Consider the following 18,578-nt stretch of genomic DNA (forward strand, 5'->3'; position numbering starts at 1 on the left):
GGCCCCCGATCATCCGATGATCGGGGGCCGTCGTCGTCGGTGCACCAGAACCAATCCGGTCGGCGCCGTTCAGCTCAGTCGGCGGGGTCCCGCGTCGCGACGGGACGGCACCGGACCGACCCGGACGCGGCCGCTGAGCACGACTGCCCCCGATCCCGACGCCAGGACGGGATCGAGCACCAGCTCACGCACCTCCGGGATGTCGTCGACGAGTGTCGAGACCCGTACCAACAGATCGACCAGAGCGTCGGTGTCGACCGCGGGCTCGCCCCGGTAGCCGGCCAGCAACGGTGCCGATCGCGGCGCGGCCACGAGGTCGCGGGCGTCGGCCTCGGTGAGCGGGATGGCCCGGTAGGCGTGGTCGCCGAGCAGGTCGAACGTCGCCCCGGCCAGTCCGAACGCGATCAGCGACCCGAACGACGGGTCGTCGCGCACCCGGATGACGGTCGCGACACCACGCGGCGCCATGCGCTGCACGTGCAGCTGCCGGTCGCCGGTGAGCGCGACGAGTTCGTCGAACGCCGCCCGGACGGTGGCCGGTCCGGACAGATCGAGACGCGCACCCTCGCCGTCGAGGCGTCCCCGCCAGCGCGACGAGATCGCCTTGACCGCGACCGGGAACCCCAGGGTCTGTGCGGCCTCGGCGGCCGCATCGGCGTCGGAGACCTCGGCGAAGTCGGTGACGTGTACGCCGTAGCGCGACAGCAGCCGTGCCGAGTCCCGCTCGTCGAAGGCCAACGTCTCGTCGGTTCCCACCCGTGTCGAGACGATCGCGGCACGCACCATCTCGCGCGCGGTGTCGGAGTCGACGTCGGCCGGACGGATGACCTCCGACTCCGGTGTGGCGCGCCACTGCGCGTAGCGCCACGACTGGCCCAGGGCGGACGCGGCGCGTTCCGGTGCGGGGTAGGACGGGATCGAACCCCACGTCGGCACGCCGGACTCGTCGCGCACGGTCAGGTTGTCCGGGATGCCCTCGACGGCGAGGAACGTCGACACGACGGTCTTGTCGGCACCGGCGGTCGCCTCGGTCAGTGCCCGCGCGTAGGTGTCGGCCGCGACCGCGACCGGCGGGACGAACACCGCGATGACCGCGTCGACGCCGTCGTCGGCGATCACGCGGTGCAGCGCCAGGGAGAACTCGTCGGCGCCGGCGGCGGGTCCGAGGTCGATCTGTTCGACCACGCGCAGCCCGAAGCGCTCCCCCGCGGTCGCCGCGAGGACCCCGAGCACGGTCGAGTTGCCGACGATGCCGACACGCGGACCGCGGGGCAGAGGTTGGTAGGCGAGCACGGTGGCGCAGTCGAAGAGGTCGGCGATCGTGTCGACCTGGATGACCCCGGACTGTTCGAGCACCGCCCGAGCACTCGCGTCGTCGAGGGTGGAGTCGCGACGCACCTGCGACGGCGCCACCGACGATCGTCCCGACTTCACCGCGACGATGGGCTTGTTGCGCGACACCCGCCGCGCGAGGCGGGAGAACTTGCGCGGGTTGCCGAAGCTCTCCAGGTACAACAGGATCACGTCGGTCTGCGGGTCGGTGTCCCAGTACTGCAGCAGGTCGTTGCCGGACAGGTCGGCCCGGTTGCCCGCGGAGACGAACGTCGACAGGCCGAGTTGTCGGCGGGCGGCGGTGTCGAGGATCGCGATGCCCAGAGCACCGGACTGGCAGAAGAACCCGATGCGGCCCCGACCCGGCACCCGCGGCGCGAGGGTGGCGTTCAGCGCCACGTCGGGGCTGGTGTTGATCACGCCCAGCGCATTGGGTCCGACCAGCCGCATCCCATGCGCGCGGATCTCGTGGACCAGCGTCCGTTCGGCGAGGGCACCGACATCGCCGGACTCGGCGAAGCCGGCCGACACGACGACCATCGTCTTGACCCGTTTGGTCAGACAGTCCTGCAGCACGTCACCGACGGTGTCGGCGGGCACGGCGACGATCGCGAGGTCGACGGGGTCGGGGATGTCGCGGACCGACGGATAGGCGCGGATGCCGTGGACCGCACGGGCCTCGGCGTTGACCGGGAACACCGGTCCGGTGAACCCACCGCTGATCACGTTGGCCAACAACGCGTTCCCGACCTTGCTCGGATCGGTCGACGCGCCGATGATCGCCACCGACGACGGCCGCAGCAGGTTGGCGACACTGCGGGACTCCGAGCCGAGTTCGCGGGCGTTGCGGACCGTGCGCAGGGCGTCGGTCGGGTCGATCAGGAACTCGACGTGCACCGTCGACCCGTCGAAGCTGCGGGTCAGCTGATAACCGGCGTCCCGGAAGACCGACAGCATGGCGCGGTTCTCGGTCAGGACCTCGGCCTCGAACCGGGTGAAGTCGTTCTCGGCGGCCGCGCCGGCGAGGTGTTCGAGCAGCACGGTGCCCAGACCGCGGCCCTGGTGGTCGTCGGCGACGACGAACGCCACCTCGGCCGACTCCGGCCGCCCGAGACTCGAGAGGCCCTCGTAGATGCCGACGGCGATGATCTCGCCGCCGAGCAACGCGACCAACGCGACGCGAGTGCGGTGGTCGAGAGTCGTCATGTGGACGACGTCGCGCGGTGACATGACCGGATACGGGCCGAAATACCGCATGTAGCGGGTGCGTTCGGAGAGCTTGGAGTGGAACGCGACGATCCGATCGGCGTCGGCCGGGACGATCGGCCGCAGGTGCACCGCGCCCCCGTCGGAGGCGAGCACGTCGGCGATCCAGTGCCGTGGGAAATCCCAGGGACCGCCACCGGTCTCGATCGGGCCGGTCACCGCCGAGGAGACCGCGCCCCCATCCGGATCGGCGTCAGTCACGGGGATCCGCCGGGTCGAGTCCGTGCAGCGGGAACACCGCGGACCGGGTCGCGAGGATGGCCGCGTCGGTGGACTGGTGCAGGTGCGCCGAGATCCCGTCGGGGGCCTCCTGCCCCCAGTTGCCCTCCCACGCGTGGAAATCGGTGTCCCCACCGTCGGACATGGTGTGCGCGGGGACCTCGGTGACGAAGTCGGGGTGCACGGTGCGGGCGGCGAGGGCCGCCGAGTCGCACCAGTCGTCGCCGGTGGGGGTCGAGGGGTCGATGTCCCGTCCCAACGCCGCGGCCATCAGGTGGGTCCAGATGCGCGGCACGACGTCGGCGACGCCGTAACCGCCACCGCCGACCGCGAGCCAGCGCCCGTCGCAGTACGTGTCGGCGAGGTCGCGCATGGCCAGGATCGCGGCCCGTTGCCCGTCGATGGTGAGCCCGAGGTCGGTGAGCGGGTCGGCGCGGTGACTGTCGGCACCGCACTGACTGACGATCACCTGGGGTCGGAAGCTCGCCACCAGCGACGGCACGACGGCGTGGAACGCGCGCAGCCACAACCGGTCCGGCGTGTTCGGGGGCAACGCGACGTTGGCGGTGGTGCCGTGTCCGGTCTCCGGGCCGATGTCCTCGGGATATCCGGTGCCCGGCCAGAGCGTCGCGGGGTGCTGGTGCACCGACACCGTCAGCACCCGCGGGTCACCGGAGAACCGGTTCTGCACGCCGTCGCCGTGATGGGCGTCGATGTCGATGTAGGCGATCCGGTCGAATCCGCGCTCCAGCAGGTGGGCGATCGCCACGGCGCAGTCGTTGTAGACGCAGAAACCCGACGCGCGGGCGGGCAGGGCGTGGTGCATCCCCCCTCCGATGTTGACCGCGCGGCGTACCGACCCGCTCGCGATCGCGTCCGCGGCCGCCACCGTGCCGCCCACGAGCAGGGCCGAGGCCTCGTGCATCCCGGGGAACACCGGGTTGTCGACGCTGCCGAGTCCGAAGATCCGTTCGGCCACCGCGGGTGAGAAGCCCGCCACCGATCCACCTGCGGCCATCTCCCCCGCCGCCCGCACCGCGGCGATGTACTCCCGGCGGTGCACGGTCTCGAGCAGAGCGTCGTCGGCCGAGGCGGGCGCCCGCATCTCGACACCGTCGAGGACCCCGAGACCGTGCGCGAGGGACATGGTCAGTGCCAACCGGATCGGGTTCATCGGGTGGGTCTCCCCCCACCGATAGCGCAGGAAGTCCTCGCTCCACACGATCAGCGAGTCGTCCGCCGCGGGACCGGTGCCGGCGCTCGCGACCGTGTCAGAACTCATGAGCCCAACGGTAGTGGTCCGCGGCTGTGAAAGATGTGGGTCGGATACGGGTAATCTGGTCACCGGCTCGATGGGACTGGCCGTATGACGGAGGGTTGGCACTGTGAACGATCTGGTGGACACCACCGAGATGTACCTACGCACGATCTATGACCTGGAAGAAGAGGGCATCGTTCCCCTGCGCGCACGCATCGCCGAGCGCCTCGATCAGAGCGGCCCGACGGTGTCGCAGACGGTGGCCCGGATGGAACGTGACGGCCTCCTGCGCGTCGCGGGTGACCGGCAGCTCGAGCTCACCGAACACGGCCGCACGCTGGCCATCTCGGTGATGCGCAAGCACCGGCTCGCCGAACGCCTGCTCGTCGACGTGATCGGGATGCCCTGGGAGGACGTCCACGCCGAGGCCTGCCGCTGGGAGCACGTGATGAGCGAGAACGTCGAGCGCCGCCTCGTCGAGGTCCTCGAGCACCCCACGACCTCGCCGTACGGCAATCCGATTCCCGGCCTCGAACTGCTCGGCGTCGAGAGCGGCCCGGCGGTCGGTGACGCCACCCGGCTGTCCGACCTCCCCGAGGGGGAGCCGGTCGCGGTGATCATCCGCCGACTCTCCGAGCACGCCCAGGACGACCCGAGCCTCATCACGGCACTCCGTGAGGCCGGTGTGGTCCCGAACGCCCGCGTGACCGTGACCAGTGACCCGGGATCGGTGACCATCAACACCCCCGGACACGCCGGACTGCGGCTGTCCTCGGAGATGGCCCACTCGGTGCACGTCGAGAAGGTCTGAGAACAGTGAAGCTCCTGGTGACCGGCGGCGCCGGTTACGTCGGAAGCGTCTGTGCCCGCGTCATGATCGACGCCGGGCACGACGTCACCGTCGTCGACAATCTGACCACGGGTAATCGGGACGCGGTTCCCGAGGCGGCCGCCTTCGTCGAGGGGGACGTCGGTGCGCTCGCACCGGAGATCCTCGGCGGCGGATCCTTCGACGGGGTGCTGCACTTCGCGGCGCAGTCGCTGGTCGGCGAATCGGTGGAGCAGCCCGAGAAGTACTGGCAGGGAAACGTCGTCGAGTCGTTGAAGCTGCTCGAGGCGATCCGCACCACCGGGACGCCACGACTGGTGTTCTCCTCGACCGCCGCGACCTACGGCGAGCCCGATGCGGTGCCGATCGTGGAGTCGTCGCCGACGCGACCGACCAACCCGTACGGCGCGACCAAGCTGGCGATCGATCACGCCATCACCTCCTACGCCAACGCCCACGGGCTGGCCGCGATCAGCCTGCGGTACTTCAACGTCGCGGGCGCCCACGGCGGCGCCGGGGAGAACCGCCGCGTGGAGACACATCTGATCCCGATCGTCCTGCAGGCGGCGATGGGACACCGCGAGTCGGTGAAGATCTTCGGGACCGACTATCACACCGACGACGGCACCGCGGTCCGCGACTACATCCACGTCTACGACCTGGCTCGTGCGCACGCCCTGGCACTCGAGGCCGCGATAGCCGGCCGCCATGCGATCTACAACCTCGGCAGCGGATCCGGCTTCTCCGTACGGCAGGTCATCGAGACGTGCTCGGAGGTGACCGGTCTCGACATCCCGGTCGTGTACGCACCTCGCCGCGCGGGCGATCCGGCCGTACTGATCGCATCGAGCGACAAGGCCATCGGCGACCTCGGCTGGGAGCCGACCAACACCGCGTTGCCGACGATCGTGGCCGACGCGTGGGAGTACACCCGAGCCCTCGGCGACCGCGCCCACTCCGCCCCCGCCTGATCGCCCCCGCCCAATCGCCCCCGCCCGATTGCCTCAGCCGGCCGCGCGCTCAGCGGGCGCGGGCATGATCACGCCGAGCTTGTCCGCGGCGGCGTAGCTGGTCGGGAGAAGTTCCTCGAGGGTCGACGGTCGCAGTCCGGCCCGCAGCGACCGGTCGAGAAGCGCTGCCAGCGAGTGACCCACGTCAGAGTCGAGTGCGCAGTCGAGGGCGACCCCCGCCATCGCCCCGTCTCCGCGCACATAGTGCAGATGGCCCAACAGCGTTGCCGCACAGGCGCGGCCGCCCCCACGCAGCCGGCGGGTCAGCTCGGCCCACACCGCCTCGGCCGCGTCGGCGACGTCGGAGACCGCCAGGGCCAGCAGCGCATCGCGCACCGGGGGTCGGCGGATCGCCGCCTCCAGGACCCGCAGCTGCGTGCAACCGATGTGGGTGTCCAACCCGTGCAGGACGGCGTCGAGCACTCGCCGCAGCAGTTCGCTCTCGCCGAGACCGACCGCCGCGGCCTTCGTCCGTGAGTCGACGGCGTAGGTGCACGAGGGGTCGCCGCAATGCGTCGTGCGGGCCGTCGAGTCGACCATCTGGCTGCGCGATCGGAGCACGACGCGGCCGGTGGTGACCGCGTGCGCCACGGCCATCGGGCTGGACCGTGGATCATCGAGGATGCCTCGGTCACCATGGGTGCCCATCGCTCCCCAGCGGGTCCGCCACGGTTGGCCCAGAGCCATGTCCGCGACCACGAACCCGGTGTACAGACCCAGGTGGTCGAGACCGGTGTCGATGAGGGCGAAGAGGTGGTCCCAGGACGGGGCGTCGATCTCGAAACGATCGTCGATGACGAGGGCGAAGACGCCGGATGTGTTGTCGCGCAGACATATCTCACACAGGTGAGCGATCATCACCTCCATCGCCTCGGTGGCGATGCCGTCGGCGTCGAGGTCGAGATCGTGACGCATGGTGACGCCGATCCTGGTGCCGCTCGCATCGAACGCCAGCAGGACCAGGGATCGTTCCGGGATGAAGCCCACCATGGCGGGCACGGCGGCGATGAGGTCACCGGGGTCGCGGAAGGTGACGGTGCGCGGGTCTGTGGTCATGTCGGCCACTCTGCGTCCCGACGACGACGTGACCGGGCTCCGGCGGGGCGCGACGGTCAGGTTGTGCACATGACGGCCGACACCCACAGTGTCGCCTCTACCCCGACCGGGACCTCTGGACCGCCTTGGTGAAGATCGCGTCGAGCGCGGCCCCGTCGGGCCGTGAGCCGGAGAACGACAGGTAGCTCGCGAACACACGAACGCCGTCGTTCTGCGCCGCGAGCACGGTGGTCGACTGGGTGAGAGTGACCGGCGACTGTCCGGAGCGTACGACCCGGCGGTAGGCCAGCGACTGCGGGGAGTCGATCGGCGACGGCGGCAGCACCTCCGTGCTCACCTGCGCGGTGACGCCGCCGATGTCGGTGGTGTACGACCCGCACCGGCGGATCTGATCGGCGAGGTCGGACAACGGTGTCTGCGATGTGGTGGTGACGACCGTCAGGGCGCCGCCGGTGCTCGACATGCCGACCAGCACCACCGATTCGCCGTCGCCCGACGGGATCTGCGGGGGCTCGCACTCCGACGGGGTCACCGTCGTCCCCGGAGCGTGTCCGCTGAGATCGGCGAGCGCCTGACCGGCCTGCTCACTGCGTAATCGGGTGGCGGGGTACGACGCCGGGAAGTCCGACGGCGTCAGCGACAGACGGTCGAGTCGGGCCGACGACCCATCCGACGACCCCGAGGCGGCACCGGAGGCCGCCACCGGGTCGCCGTCGACGCCGTCGGCGCACCCGGCCACCGTCAGCATCGCGCACAGCGCCAGCGCACCGACACCCACCGACGACCGCATCCACGACCGTCGGACGGGACGGACGCCTGGGCGGCGGGGCACGGATGTCACGACGCAACTGTGCCACCGGAGCACGGTGCGGGAGGTGACCGACACGATCACGCCGCTGTCAGTTCCCGCGCGCAATCCATTCCTCGAGGTGCGGGGCCTCCGCCGACACCGACGTGGAATCGCCGTGTCCGGTGCGCACCGACGTCTCCGGGTCGAGGGTGAAGATCTTGTCGCGGATGGACTCGATGATGGTCGGGAAGCTCGAGAACGATCGACCCGTGGCCCCCGGGCCGCCGGAGAACAGCGTGTCGCCGCTGAACAGGACACCCGCCTCCGGTGCGTAGAGGCAGCACGAGCCCGGTGAGTGACCCGGGGTGTTGATCAGGATCAACTCGGTACCGGCGACCGAGATCCGCTGGCCGTCGGTGATGTCACCGTGGTCGACGTCGGGATGGGTGTCGCGCCACAGCATGTCGTCACCGGGATGGAGCAGGATCGGCGCGTCGAGGCGGTCGCGCAGTTCCGGGGCCACGGTGATGTGGTCGTTGTGGCCGTGCGTGGCGACGATCGCGCGCACCGTCCGCCCGGCGACGGCCTCGACGATCGGATCCGCGGAGTGGGCCGCGTCGATGATGACCACCTCGTGGTCGTCACCGACGATCCAGATGTTGTTGTCGACGTCCCAGCTCCCGCCGTCGAGTTCGAACTTCCCGGAGGTGACGACGTGGTCGATGCGCAGGCTCACAGCAGCACCACCGAACGCAGGACCTCGCCGGCCTCCATCTTGTGGAAGGCCGACTCGATGTGGTCGAGCCCGATCCGCTCGGTCACGAACTTCTCCAGCGGCAGACGTCCCTGCTGGTAGAGGTCGACCAGCATCGGGAAGTCACGTTCGGGCAGGCAGTCGCCGTACCAGGACGATTTCAACGCGCCGCCGCGGGAGAAGAAGTCCACCAGCGGCAACTCGAGTTTCATCTCCGGTGTCGGCACCCCGACCAGCACCACGACCCCGGCCAGGTCGCGCGCGTAGAACGCGGTCTCGTAGGTCTCCGGGCGACCGACCGCGTCGATGACCACGTCGGCGCCGTTGCCGTCGGTGAGATCCTGGATCGCAGCGACGACGTCGTCGACCTGCGACCCGTCGATGGTGTGCGTGGCCCCCAGGTCGGTGGCCCAGTCCAGTTTCCGTCGGTCCCGGTCGACGGCGATGATCGTCGTCGCGCCGGCCAGACGGGCACCCGCGATCGCCGCGTCGCCGACGCCACCGCAGCCGATGACCGCGACACTGTCACCGCGACCCACCTCACCGGTGTTCATCGCCGCGCCCAGACCTGCCATCACGCCGCATCCGAGGAGACCGACCACGGCGGGGTCGGCGTCGGGGGCGACCTTGGTGCACTGGCCCTCGTGGACGAGGGTCTTGTCGGCGAACGCGCCGATCCCCAGCGCCGGGGTGAGTTCTGTTCCGTCCTCGAGGGTCATCGGGACGCTGGCGTTGAAGGTGTCGAAGCAGTACCAGGGACGACCCCGCTTACACGCCCGACACTGTCCGCACACCGCGCGCCAGTTGAGGACGACGAAGTCCCCGACCGCGACGTGGGTGACCTCGTCGCCGATCTGCTCGACGACACCGGCCGCCTCGTGTCCCAGCAGGAACGGGTACTCGTCGTTGATGCCACCCTCGCGGTAGGCGAGATCGGTGTGGCAGACCCCGCACGCGGCGATGTCGACGATCACATCGCGCGGGCCGGGATCGGGCAGGGTGATCGTGACCACCTCGGTCGGCGCCCCCTTGCTCATCGAGACAACCCCGCGAACCTGCTGTGGCATGCGTTTTCCGCCCTTTCGTGACATCTGTCGGGCACATCCGGTCGATGGACACCTGTCCAGAACGTCTCGCGACCAGTGTGTCGTGCATCTCCGAGTTTGTCATGCGCGAACAGGCATACCTGAGTCGCGGGGAACACCTGACCCCGTCGCGGTCGTTGCACAGAGGCGAACGTCCCCACACGAGTCCCTCCGGCCCCGGCCGCGGGTCATTTGGCCGTCGACACGGCGGTGGGCGACAATTGCGCCGACAAGGAGGCCATGATGGACGAGAAATCCACGTTGTACGAGCTGGAGTTTCCCGTACCCCAGGTGACCGGCGACGAGGGCAACGGCCCGGTTCTGGTCCACGCCATGGAGGGTTTCGCCGACGCCGGGCACGCCGTCGCGTTGGCGGCCGAGCACCTGCGCGACAGCCTCGAGTCCGAGCTCGTCGCGACGTTCTCCACCGACGAGCTGATCGATTACCGCTCGCGTCGTCCCACCATGGAGTTCTCCGGGCAGGAGTTCACCGACGTCGAGATGCCCACGCTGACGATCCACGCGATCCGCGACAACGCCGGTCGCCCGTTCCTGCTGCTCGCGGGCGCCGAACCCGATCTCCGGTGGGAGCGGTTCGTCGAGGCCGTGCGGCGCCTGTCCGATCACTTCCAGGTGTCGTCGGTGGTCGGCCTGAACGCGATCCCGATGGCGATCCCGCACACCCGGCCGTCGTCGATCACCGCACACGGATCCGATCAGGAGATGCTCGGCGACCTGCCCCGATGGGGCAGCGAGCTGAAGATCCCCGCCAGCGCCTCGATGCTCGTCGAGCTGCGGATGGCGCAGAGCGGATACGACACCGCCGGCCTGTCGGTGCACGTGCCGCACTACCTTTCGCAGGCGCAGTACCCGGGTGCCTCGGCCACGCTGATCCAGTCGCTGGCCCAGGTCACCGGACTGGACCTGCCGGTCGCCGCCCTCGAGAACGCAGCGGCCAAGGTGCGCACCCAGGTCGACGCCGAGGTCTCGGGTAACTCCGAGGTCGAGTCGGTGGTCTCCGCGCTGGAGAACCAGTACGACGCGTTCAACACCGCGCAGACCGAGAAGGCCTCGCTGCTCGCCGCCGAGGAGGCACTGCCGTCCCCGGACGAGCTCGGCGCGGAGCTCGAGCGCTTCCTCGCAGATCAGGTCGACACGTCGACGGCAGATCAGGTCGACACGTCGACGGCAGATCAGCCGGATGCGGCCCCGGACGACGACTCCGACGACGATGCACAGCCGGGTTCTGCCGGGTGATGCGTGAGCGGTGACGCACCGGCCACCTTCATCCCCTCGGGGACGTCGGACCCCGACGAGTTGTTCGACGAGTTCTCCCGCTGGGCGGAGTCACGCGGACTGACCTTCTACCCCGCGCAGGAGGAGGCCCTCATCGAGTTGGTCTCCGGGGCCAACGTCATCCTGTCCACCCCCACCGGATCGGGGAAGTCCCTGGTCGCGGCGGGCGCGACGTCGTTCGCGCTCGGCCGCGGTCAGCGCACGTTCTACACGGCGCCCATCAAGGCCTTGGTCAGCGAGAAGTTCTTCGACCTGTGCGCTCAGTTCGGGGCCGATTCGGTCGGCATGATGACCGGCGACGCCACCGTCAACGCCGGTGCCCCGATCATCTGCGCCACCGCCGAGGTGCTCGCCAACCTTGCGCTGCGCACCGGGGCCGATGCCGACGTCGGACTGATCGTCATGGACGAGTTCCACTACTACGGCGACACCGAACGCGGGTGGGCCTGGCAGGTCCCGATCGTCGAGTTGCCGCGCGCGCAGTTCTTGCTGATGTCGGCCACCCTCGGTGACGTCACCTTCTTCGCCGACGATCTCCGACGCCGCACCGGCCGCGAGACGGCGTCGATCACCGGTACCCAACGACCGGTCCCCCTCGACTACTCCTACGTGCTGACCTCGGTGCACGACACGATCGAGCGCTTGATCGAGGCCGACCGGGCGCCGGTCTACGTCGTGCACTTCACCCAGGCCTCGGCGGTCGAACGTGCCCAGGCCCTGCTCAGTGCCAACATCTGCAGCCGGGAGCAGCGCGACGCCATCGCGGTCGCGATCGGCGATTTCCGGTTCACCTCCGGGTTCGGCAACACGCTCTCCAAACTGGTCCGCGCGGGGATCGGGGTGCACCACGCCGGCATGCTCCCCCGCTACCGACGACTCGTGGAACGTCTTGCGCAGCAGGGACTGCTCAAGGTGGTGGCCGGTACCGACACCCTCGGCGTCGGGATCAACGTCCCGATCCGCACGGTGCTGCTCACCGGTCTGACCAAATACGACGGCGTCAAGACTCGCCACCTACAGGCACGCGAGTTCCATCAGATCGTCGGACGCGCAGGCCGTGCCGGCTACGACACGCGCGGTTTCGTCGTCGCCCAGGCCCCCGAGCACGACGTCGAGAACGCGCGGGCCACCGCGAAGGCCGGCGACGATCCGAAGAAGCTCAAAAAGATCCAGCGCAAGAAGGCCCCGGAGGGTTTCGTCTCGTGGGGCGAGCCCACCTTCGAGCGGCTCATCGCCGCACCACCCGAGCCCCTGCGGTCACACTTCAAGGTCACCACCTCGATGGTGATCGACGTGATCGCCCGGCCGGCCAACTGTTTCACCTCGATGCGCCATCTCCTCGAGGACAACCACGAACCGCGCGAGCGACAGCGCAAACACATCCTGCGGGCCATCGAGATCTACCGGGGACTGCGCACCGCGGGTCTCGTCGAGTCGATGGAGCCGGACGCCTCGGGCAAAGCGGTGCGGTTGACCACCGACCTCCCGGCGAACTTCGCGCTGTCGAACCCGTTGTCCTCCTTCGCGATCGCTGCGATGGAGATCCTCGACACCGAGGATCCCGGTTATGCGTTCGACGCGCTGTCGGTCATCGAGTCGACCATCGAAGACCCCCGACCGATCCTGCGGGCCCAACGCAGCGCCGCTCGCGACGTCGCCATCGCGGAGATGAAATCCGACGGCATCGAATACGACGAGCGGATGGAGCTGCTCGAGGAGATCACGTGGCCCATGCCGCTGTTCGACCTCCTCGAGGGATCGTTCGACATCTACCGTCGCGGACACCCGTGGGTCTCCGGCACTCCCCCGTCACCGAAGTCGATCGTCCGCGAGATGGTCGAGCAGGCAATGGGTTTCAACGACTTCGTGGCCCGTTACAAACTCGCACGCAGCGAGGGGGTCGTCCTGCGCTACCTCACCGACGTCTACCGCTCGGCACGCCACGGTCTACCGACCGCGCAGCACACCCCCGAGCTCGACGACCTGATCGAGTGGCTCGGCGACCTGGTGCGCCGGGTCGACTCCAGCCTGATCGACGAGTGGGAACAGCTCACCCACCCCGACGACGACGGTGCCCCCACCGACGCCCGGCCGCCGACGACGGGTCCGAACCTCCGCGCGTGCCGCGTACAGATCCGCAACCACATGTTCGCGTTGATCAGCGCGATCTCGCGTCGAGACTGGCCCACGCTGTACCGAACCCACCCCGACGTCGCGTGGAGCGAGGAGCTCGCCGAGTACTTCGACGAGTACGGCGAGCTCGACGCGGGTCCGCAGGCCCGGAGCCCGCAGCTGTTCGCCCTCGACGAGAGCGACGAAACCTGGCGGGTGCGTCAGACCTTCGACGACCCGCAGGGCGACCGCGGGTGGTCGCTCACCGCGCAGGTGGAGATCGCGACCGACCCGGACGTCGACGAAGCCGACCGAATCCGCATGACGGACATGGAGATACACCCCGGCTGAACCGCCGTGGTCACCCGTCGAGAACGTCGTCGACAATCCTCGCCACCTCGGCCACGAAGGGCTCGTGCAGCAGTTCGACATGCCCGCCGCGCACCGGTCGGATGTTGACCTCGCCGCCGGTCACGGCCTGCCACCAGTGACGTCGGTGACGGGTTCCCGGCGCGGCGAGCACGGTGATCGGCGCATCGACCCGGCGCAGTCGGTGTCGGTCGGTGAGGCGTCCGCCGAGGCGGTAGAAGATGATCCACTGCGTCACCGGGTCGAAGATCACCCGACCGGCGAGCGGGATCTTCGCGACCAACGTGAGCAGTTGCCGCTTCGACACCGACACGTCGGGTTGATACGGCACCTCGGGTTCGCCGACCTCACCCGGTTCGGCGTCAGGCGAATCGGCGGGGTCGAGATCGGCGATCAGCTTCTCCGACAACGACGTGTCGATCGCGATCAGGTGACGCGTCTGCTCACCCCGGTCGGCGAGCTGCGCCGCCATCTCCAGCGCCACGACCCCACCCATCGAGTGTCCGGCCACCAGGTACGGACCGTGCGGCTGCACCGTCGTGATCAGGTCGACGTAGCGGCGCGCCATCGCGGTGACGCTGCGATCCGGCCGCCCGGTCCGCTCGAGGCCGAGCGCCTGCAGGCCGTGGACCGGCCGGCCGGGTACGAGGTGCCGGGCCATCGCCATGAGTGACGACGCCGGGCCGCCGGCACCGGCGACCACGAACAGCGGGGTCATCTCGGGGGTCTCGGCTGACGCGGCGCGGATCGGTACCAGGACACCGTTGCCCTCGCGGACCCCGCCGCCGTTGCGGTAGTGGTCACGGATGCTCGCCGCCAACGTGGCGATCGTGGGGGTGGTGGTGAACGCGGCGAAGTCGATGTCGCCGTTGATCCGCTGACGGACGGTCGTCGCGATCCGGGCGAGCGCCAGCGAGTCGGCGCCGAGTGCCATCAGATCCTGATCGGCGTCGATGTCGTCGGTCCCCATCGCCAGCGCGACCGCGAAGCGGGCGACCGAGTCGACGATGTCGGGGGCCGCACGACGTCTGGGTGCCGTGGTGCGCACGGCCGGGGCGGGCAGTGCCGACCGGTCGAGTTTGCCGCGTTCGGTTCTCGGGAGCGCCGTCACACCGACGACGTACCGCGGCACCATCCACTCGGGCAGCACCGAGCGCAGGTGACCACGGATCCGGTTGTCCAGGTTCGCCTCCGAGGTGATCGGCCCACCGATGTAGGCGACCAGGTCGCTGCCGCCGCCGACGTCGGTGGCGCAGACCACGGCCTCGTGCACGCCGTCGTGGCGATACAGCGCCGACTCCACCTCGCTGGGTTCGACGAGATACCCCCGGATCTTGACGGCGTCGTCCATCCGACCGGCCAGGTGGAGACCGCCGCCGGGATCGAGATGTCCGCGGTCGCCGGTCCGGTATCCGGCGATTCCCGCGTCATCGGTGAAGAACCGCGCCGACGACCGACCGAGGTAGCCGGCGGCGATCGGCCCACCGACCACGACCACCTCGCCGACCGAGCCGTCACCGATCCGGTTCCCATGCTCGTCGACGATGCGGACGGCGCGGTCCGGCAGTGGATGCCCGGCGGCGATACGCCCGGTCGGGAGGTCGTCGCGCGGGGTGAGGACGCAATGCCCGATCATCCCCACCTCGGTGGCGGCGTACCAGTTCAGGATGGACGGGGCCGGTTCCGCGATGTGCCGGGTCCAGGCCACATCGGCACCGGTGGCCGCCTCTCCGTAGTAGGCGACCTGCCGGACGGTCGGGATGGGTCCGGCAGCCCCGGACCGTACGGCCGCGCCGAGCGACCGGGCCGCCACCACCGAGCTGTGCAGGGTCGTCACCGACTCCGAGCGCAGCCAGGTGGCCAACGAACCGAGATCGGTGTCGCGCGGATCGGCGCACACCACCGTTGCACCGCAGGCGATCCCGGCGAGAACGGTGTTCATCCCGGCACTGAACCCCAACGGGAGCAGATCCCCGAGACGATCGTCGGGGCGCAGTCCCTGGCCCTCGACGATGTCGAGCACCTTCGCCACCAAGGTCCGGTGGCTGAGCATGACGCCCTTGGGATCTCCCGTCGATCCCGAGGTGTAACAGATCATCGCGATCGCGTCGGGGTCCACGCGATCGCCGGGCTCGACATCGTGGGCCGCCGGATCCGGTGTCGAGTGCGGCGACATGGTCGACGCCGCACATGCGTCGACGATGCGGGCGACCCGCTCGGCGGGCAGGCCGGTGTCGATCGCGACCAGTGCGCGGCCCGACATCATGACGCCGAGCGACCGAGCGACCGCGTCGGCGGTCCCGTCCTGGAGCACGGTCACTGGCGACCGCTCGTCGTCGAGGCGGAGTCGGCGGGCGTGCGCGGCCGCGGCGAGGTGCAGGTCGCGGTAGGCGATCCGACCGGTGGAGGTGACGATCGCCATCATGTCCGGAACCGAACGCGCGGCGACGGTCAGGAGATCGCCGACCGTGTCCGCGTTCTCCGATGACCGCACCGCATCGAGTCTCTGCCGCATTTGCCGGGATTCAACCAGAGCTGCCCGGACCTCGCAGTACGGAACGACCCGGGTTCGACGACGTCAGCGGAACGAGTAGCCGCCGTCGGGGTAGACCACCGAGCCCGTCATCGCGCCGTTGAGCAGCAGATGAACGACCGACTGCGCGACCTCGTCCTCGGTGATGAGACGACCGATCGTGGCGGCGGTCACACACTGGTCGAACGCGGCCCGGCGACGTCGCGTCGGACATGTCAGCGCGCGAACGGCCCGCCGGGTCCGAACGCCAGCGTGCCGAAGCGCTCGGCGATCCGTCGGTGTCCCGCAGTGTCCGGGTGCAGCGCATCCGGCAACGGGAGTTCGATGGCGTCGGTGGGGCCGTAGAGGTCGAGACCGTTCACGTGGTGCAGGGCCGGGTCGTGACGGCGCCGCTGCGCGACGATGTCGGTGAGACGATCCCGGATCACCCGCAGCGTGAGCTTCCCGGCTGCGATCTCGGCGGGATCGCCGGTCGCACGGAACCGGACCTGCCCGGTGGCCAGAGCGGCGGGGTCGAACGCACCCGGGCCCGGGGTCTCCTCGTGGATGGGGCAGCAGATCGACGACACCACCACCAGCGGGGTGTCGGGGTGTCCGTCGCGGATGGTGTCGAGGAATCCGTGGACGGCCGGACCGAACGCACGCAGGCGCATCAGGTCGGTGTTGACCAGGTTGATGCCGATCTCCACGCTGATCAGGTCGGCCGGGGTGTCCCGCATGACCCGGGCGACGCACGGGTCGAGCAACGCGTTGCCGCCGAAGCCGAGGTTGGTCAGTTCGAGGCCGGTTGCGGTGGCGGTCAGGGCGGGCCACGTGCTCGACGGGGACTCGGCGTTCGAGCCCTGGCTGATGGAGCTGCCGTGATGGAGCCACCTGCGGCGACCGGAGACGTCCACGGGTTCGATCGCGGCGTCGGCCCGGATCGCGACGATCTCGGTGGTCTCGTTGTGCGGCAACCAGATCACGATGTCCTCGGCGCGCCCCGGTAACCCGTCGAACCGCAGCGTGGACACCTCACCCGGCCGGGTGTTCACTCCTCCGGTGGCCATGTCGACCGACACCGTCGTGGGCGTCACCGCGCTCGCCTGCGCCACGAGTCGGCCGTCGACGAGCAGGTCGTGCAGCCCCACGGGACGGGCCGGGAGTCCCGGGTAGACGACCCTGGTCGCGCGGACGTCCACCTCGACCGACGTGGCGGCCGAGCGGAACGCGAGTCGCACCCCGGCGGGCTGCGTCTCGGACATGGCCAGGCGGTCGTCTCCGACCTGCTCGAGGGCCCACCGTGGTAGCCGGTGCGGCAGGGTTCCCTGCCCGGTCTCCTCGAGCTCGATGGCTCCGCGCACGGTCGTGGCCGACACCGGGATGTCGAACCAACCGTCAGCCCCGGGCGTCAGGAGACCAGGTGGTCGAGCGCATCGCCGATACGCTGCGCCAGCTCGTGGACCTGCTCGGTCGTCATCACGAACGCGGGCGAGATCTGCAGCGCACCCTGACCCGCGGCCCGACCGCTGACACCGTGGGCGCGCAGTGCGGCAACGGCGGCGGGGGCGGTGGCGGGGTCGGCCAGCTGGACCGCGGCGATCGCGCCGATGCCGCTGCGGACCTCGGAGACCGCCACATGGTCGGCCAGCGGTGCGAGTGCGGTGTGCAGATCGGACTCGATACGCTTCGCCTCCCCGACGAGACCCTCGCGTTCGATGATGTCCAGGTTGGCCATCGCCGCGGCCGCCGCGCCCGCGTGACCGCCGTAGGTGTAGCCGTGGCGCCACCAGACGCCGCCGGAGTAGAACGGCTCGGCGATGTGCGGCGCGATGAACACCGCGCCCATCGGGACGTACCCCGACGTCAGGCCCTTGGCCGTGGTCACCATGTCCGGAGCGAGGTCGAATCGTTGTGACGCGAACCAGGATCCACCGATACGACCGAACCCGGTGACCACCTCGTCGGCGACGAACAGCACGTCGTGGTCGCGGCAGATCTGCCGGATCTCGGAGAGGTAGCCCTCCGGCGGGAGGTAGACGCCACCCGCACCGATGACCGGCTCACAGAAGAACGCGGCCACCGAGTCGGCGCCCACACGCTCGATGAGGCCGAGCAGGCTCTTCGCGTCGTCCCAGTCGATGGTGGCGGCGTCGGCCATCAGCTCGCCGTACCCGTCGCGGTTCGGCGGCAGCCCGGAGAGCGCGGTGCCCGCGACGTGCATCCCGTGGTAGGCCTTGGTCCGGCCGACGATCAGCTTCTTGTCGGGCAGGCCCTTCTCGTGCCAGTACCGTCGGGCCAGCTTGGCGGCGGTGTCGATGGAGTCGCTGCCACCGGAGGTGAAGAACACCTTGCTGCCCGGCACCGGAGCGATCTCACCGAGACGCTCCGCGAGTTCGATGGTGATCGCCGGGGCGATGTCGCCGAAGCCGGAGTAATGGGCGAGCGTACCGAGCTGGCGTCCGACGGCGTCGCCGATCTCGGTCCGGCCGTGTCCGACGTTGGTGAACCACAGGCCTGCGGTGGAGTCGAGGTATTGCTTGCCCTCGGTGTCCCAGATGTGGACGCCCTCGCCCCGTGCGATGGCGAACGGACCGTTCGCGCTCACTGCGCCCATGTCGGCGAATCCATGCCACAACGTCGATGTCATGGCACACATCATGCCTGCGGCGTCCGCAGCCGCCGATTCC

The 18,578-nt window shown here is 69.8% G+C and carries 14 protein-coding genes; 4 read left to right on the forward strand and 10 right to left on the reverse strand.

The genetic code is table 11. The annotated features are described in order from the left end of the window. Positions 1 to 69 precede the first annotated feature (69 nt). The gene (locus LX13_RS21630; protein ID WP_372499990.1) at positions 70 to 2,799 is read right to left on the reverse strand and encodes a bifunctional acetate--CoA ligase family protein/GNAT family N-acetyltransferase; all 2,730 of its coding nucleotides are present in this window, start codon (positions 2,797 to 2,799) and stop codon (positions 70 to 72) included. Continuing rightward, on the reverse strand, positions 2,792 to 4,099 hold the full coding sequence (locus LX13_RS21635) for an acetoin utilization protein AcuC (protein ID WP_253663359.1): 1,308 nt from the start codon (positions 4,097 to 4,099) through the stop codon (positions 2,792 to 2,794). The genes LX13_RS21630 and LX13_RS21635 overlap by 8 nt, the downstream gene beginning before the upstream one ends. A 103-nt stretch (positions 4,100 to 4,202) precedes the next feature. Between LX13_RS21635 and LX13_RS21640 the strand changes: the two genes are divergently transcribed. Next, positions 4,203 to 4,886 (forward strand): iron-dependent transcriptional repressor DtxR, encoded by a 684-nt coding sequence (locus tag LX13_RS21640; RefSeq protein ID WP_253663360.1) that lies wholly within the window; start codon positions 4,203 to 4,205, stop codon positions 4,884 to 4,886. A 5-nt stretch (positions 4,887 to 4,891) separates the two neighbouring features. Further along, positions 4,892 to 5,875 (forward strand): UDP-glucose 4-epimerase GalE, encoded by a 984-nt coding sequence (galE, locus tag LX13_RS21645; protein WP_253663361.1) that lies wholly within the window; start codon positions 4,892 to 4,894, stop codon positions 5,873 to 5,875. A gap of 33 nt (positions 5,876 to 5,908) precedes the next feature. Here the strand turns inward: galE and LX13_RS21650 are convergent, their stop codons facing one another. The 4 genes from LX13_RS21650 to LX13_RS21665 all read right to left on the reverse strand — a co-directional run bounded on the left by LX13_RS21650 (position 5,909) and on the right by LX13_RS21665 (position 9,581). Further along, a complete protein-coding gene (locus LX13_RS21650; RefSeq protein WP_253663362.1) occupies positions 5,909 to 6,970 on the reverse strand; it encodes a DUF4192 domain-containing protein in 1,062 nt (353 codons plus the stop codon). Positions 6,971 to 7,067: 97 nt separating this feature from the next. Next, the gene (locus tag LX13_RS21655; RefSeq protein WP_253663363.1) at positions 7,068 to 7,811 is read right to left on the reverse strand and encodes a hypothetical protein; all 744 of its coding nucleotides are present in this window, start codon (positions 7,809 to 7,811) and stop codon (positions 7,068 to 7,070) included. A 58-nt stretch (positions 7,812 to 7,869) separates the two neighbouring features. Beyond that, on the reverse strand, positions 7,870 to 8,496 hold the full coding sequence (locus LX13_RS21660) for an MBL fold metallo-hydrolase (RefSeq protein ID WP_253663364.1): 627 nt from the start codon (positions 8,494 to 8,496) through the stop codon (positions 7,870 to 7,872). Further along, positions 8,493 to 9,581: an S-(hydroxymethyl)mycothiol dehydrogenase gene (locus tag LX13_RS21665; RefSeq protein ID WP_253663365.1), complete on the reverse strand. Its 1,089-nt coding sequence runs from the start codon at positions 9,579 to 9,581 to the stop codon at positions 8,493 to 8,495. The genes LX13_RS21660 and LX13_RS21665 overlap by 4 nt, the downstream gene beginning before the upstream one ends. Before the next feature lie 261 nt (positions 9,582 to 9,842). On the opposite strand from LX13_RS21665, the gene LX13_RS21670 reads away from it, so the two are divergent. Together LX13_RS21670 and LX13_RS21675 are read left to right on the forward strand one after the other, a co-directional pair. Then, complete coding sequence (locus tag LX13_RS21670) at positions 9,843 to 10,856, forward strand: proteasome assembly chaperone family protein (RefSeq protein WP_253663366.1); 1,014 nt, start codon at positions 9,843 to 9,845, stop codon at positions 10,854 to 10,856. Positions 10,857 to 10,859: 3 nt separating this feature from the next. Continuing rightward, positions 10,860 to 13,358, forward strand: coding sequence for a DEAD/DEAH box helicase (locus tag LX13_RS21675; RefSeq protein WP_253663367.1), 2,499 nt, complete (start codon positions 10,860 to 10,862; stop codon positions 13,356 to 13,358). A gap of 10 nt (positions 13,359 to 13,368) precedes the next feature. Here LX13_RS21675 and LX13_RS21680 read toward each other — a convergent pair whose 3' ends face one another. The 4 genes from LX13_RS21680 to LX13_RS21695 form a co-directional block, all read right to left on the reverse strand. Further along, positions 13,369 to 15,870, reverse strand: a complete 2,502-nt coding sequence (locus LX13_RS21680) for an alpha/beta fold hydrolase (RefSeq protein ID WP_253663368.1) — start codon at positions 15,868 to 15,870, stop codon at positions 13,369 to 13,371. Between the two features lie 84 nt (positions 15,871 to 15,954). Then, complete coding sequence (locus LX13_RS21685) at positions 15,955 to 16,083, reverse strand: SDR family oxidoreductase (RefSeq protein WP_253663369.1); 129 nt, start codon at positions 16,081 to 16,083, stop codon at positions 15,955 to 15,957. Between the two features lie 41 nt (positions 16,084 to 16,124). Next, positions 16,125 to 17,267, reverse strand: a complete 1,143-nt coding sequence (locus LX13_RS21690; RefSeq protein ID WP_253663370.1) for an SGNH/GDSL hydrolase family protein — start codon at positions 17,265 to 17,267, stop codon at positions 16,125 to 16,127. A 32-nt stretch (positions 17,268 to 17,299) separates the two neighbouring features. Beyond that, positions 17,300 to 18,538: an aminotransferase family protein gene (locus LX13_RS21695; protein ID WP_253663371.1), complete on the reverse strand. Its 1,239-nt coding sequence runs from the start codon at positions 18,536 to 18,538 to the stop codon at positions 17,300 to 17,302. Positions 18,539 to 18,578 lie beyond the last annotated feature (40 nt).

This window comes from Williamsia maris (genome assembly GCF_024171815.1).
Lineage (GTDB): Bacteria > Actinomycetota > Actinomycetes > Mycobacteriales > Mycobacteriaceae > Williamsia_A > Williamsia_A maris.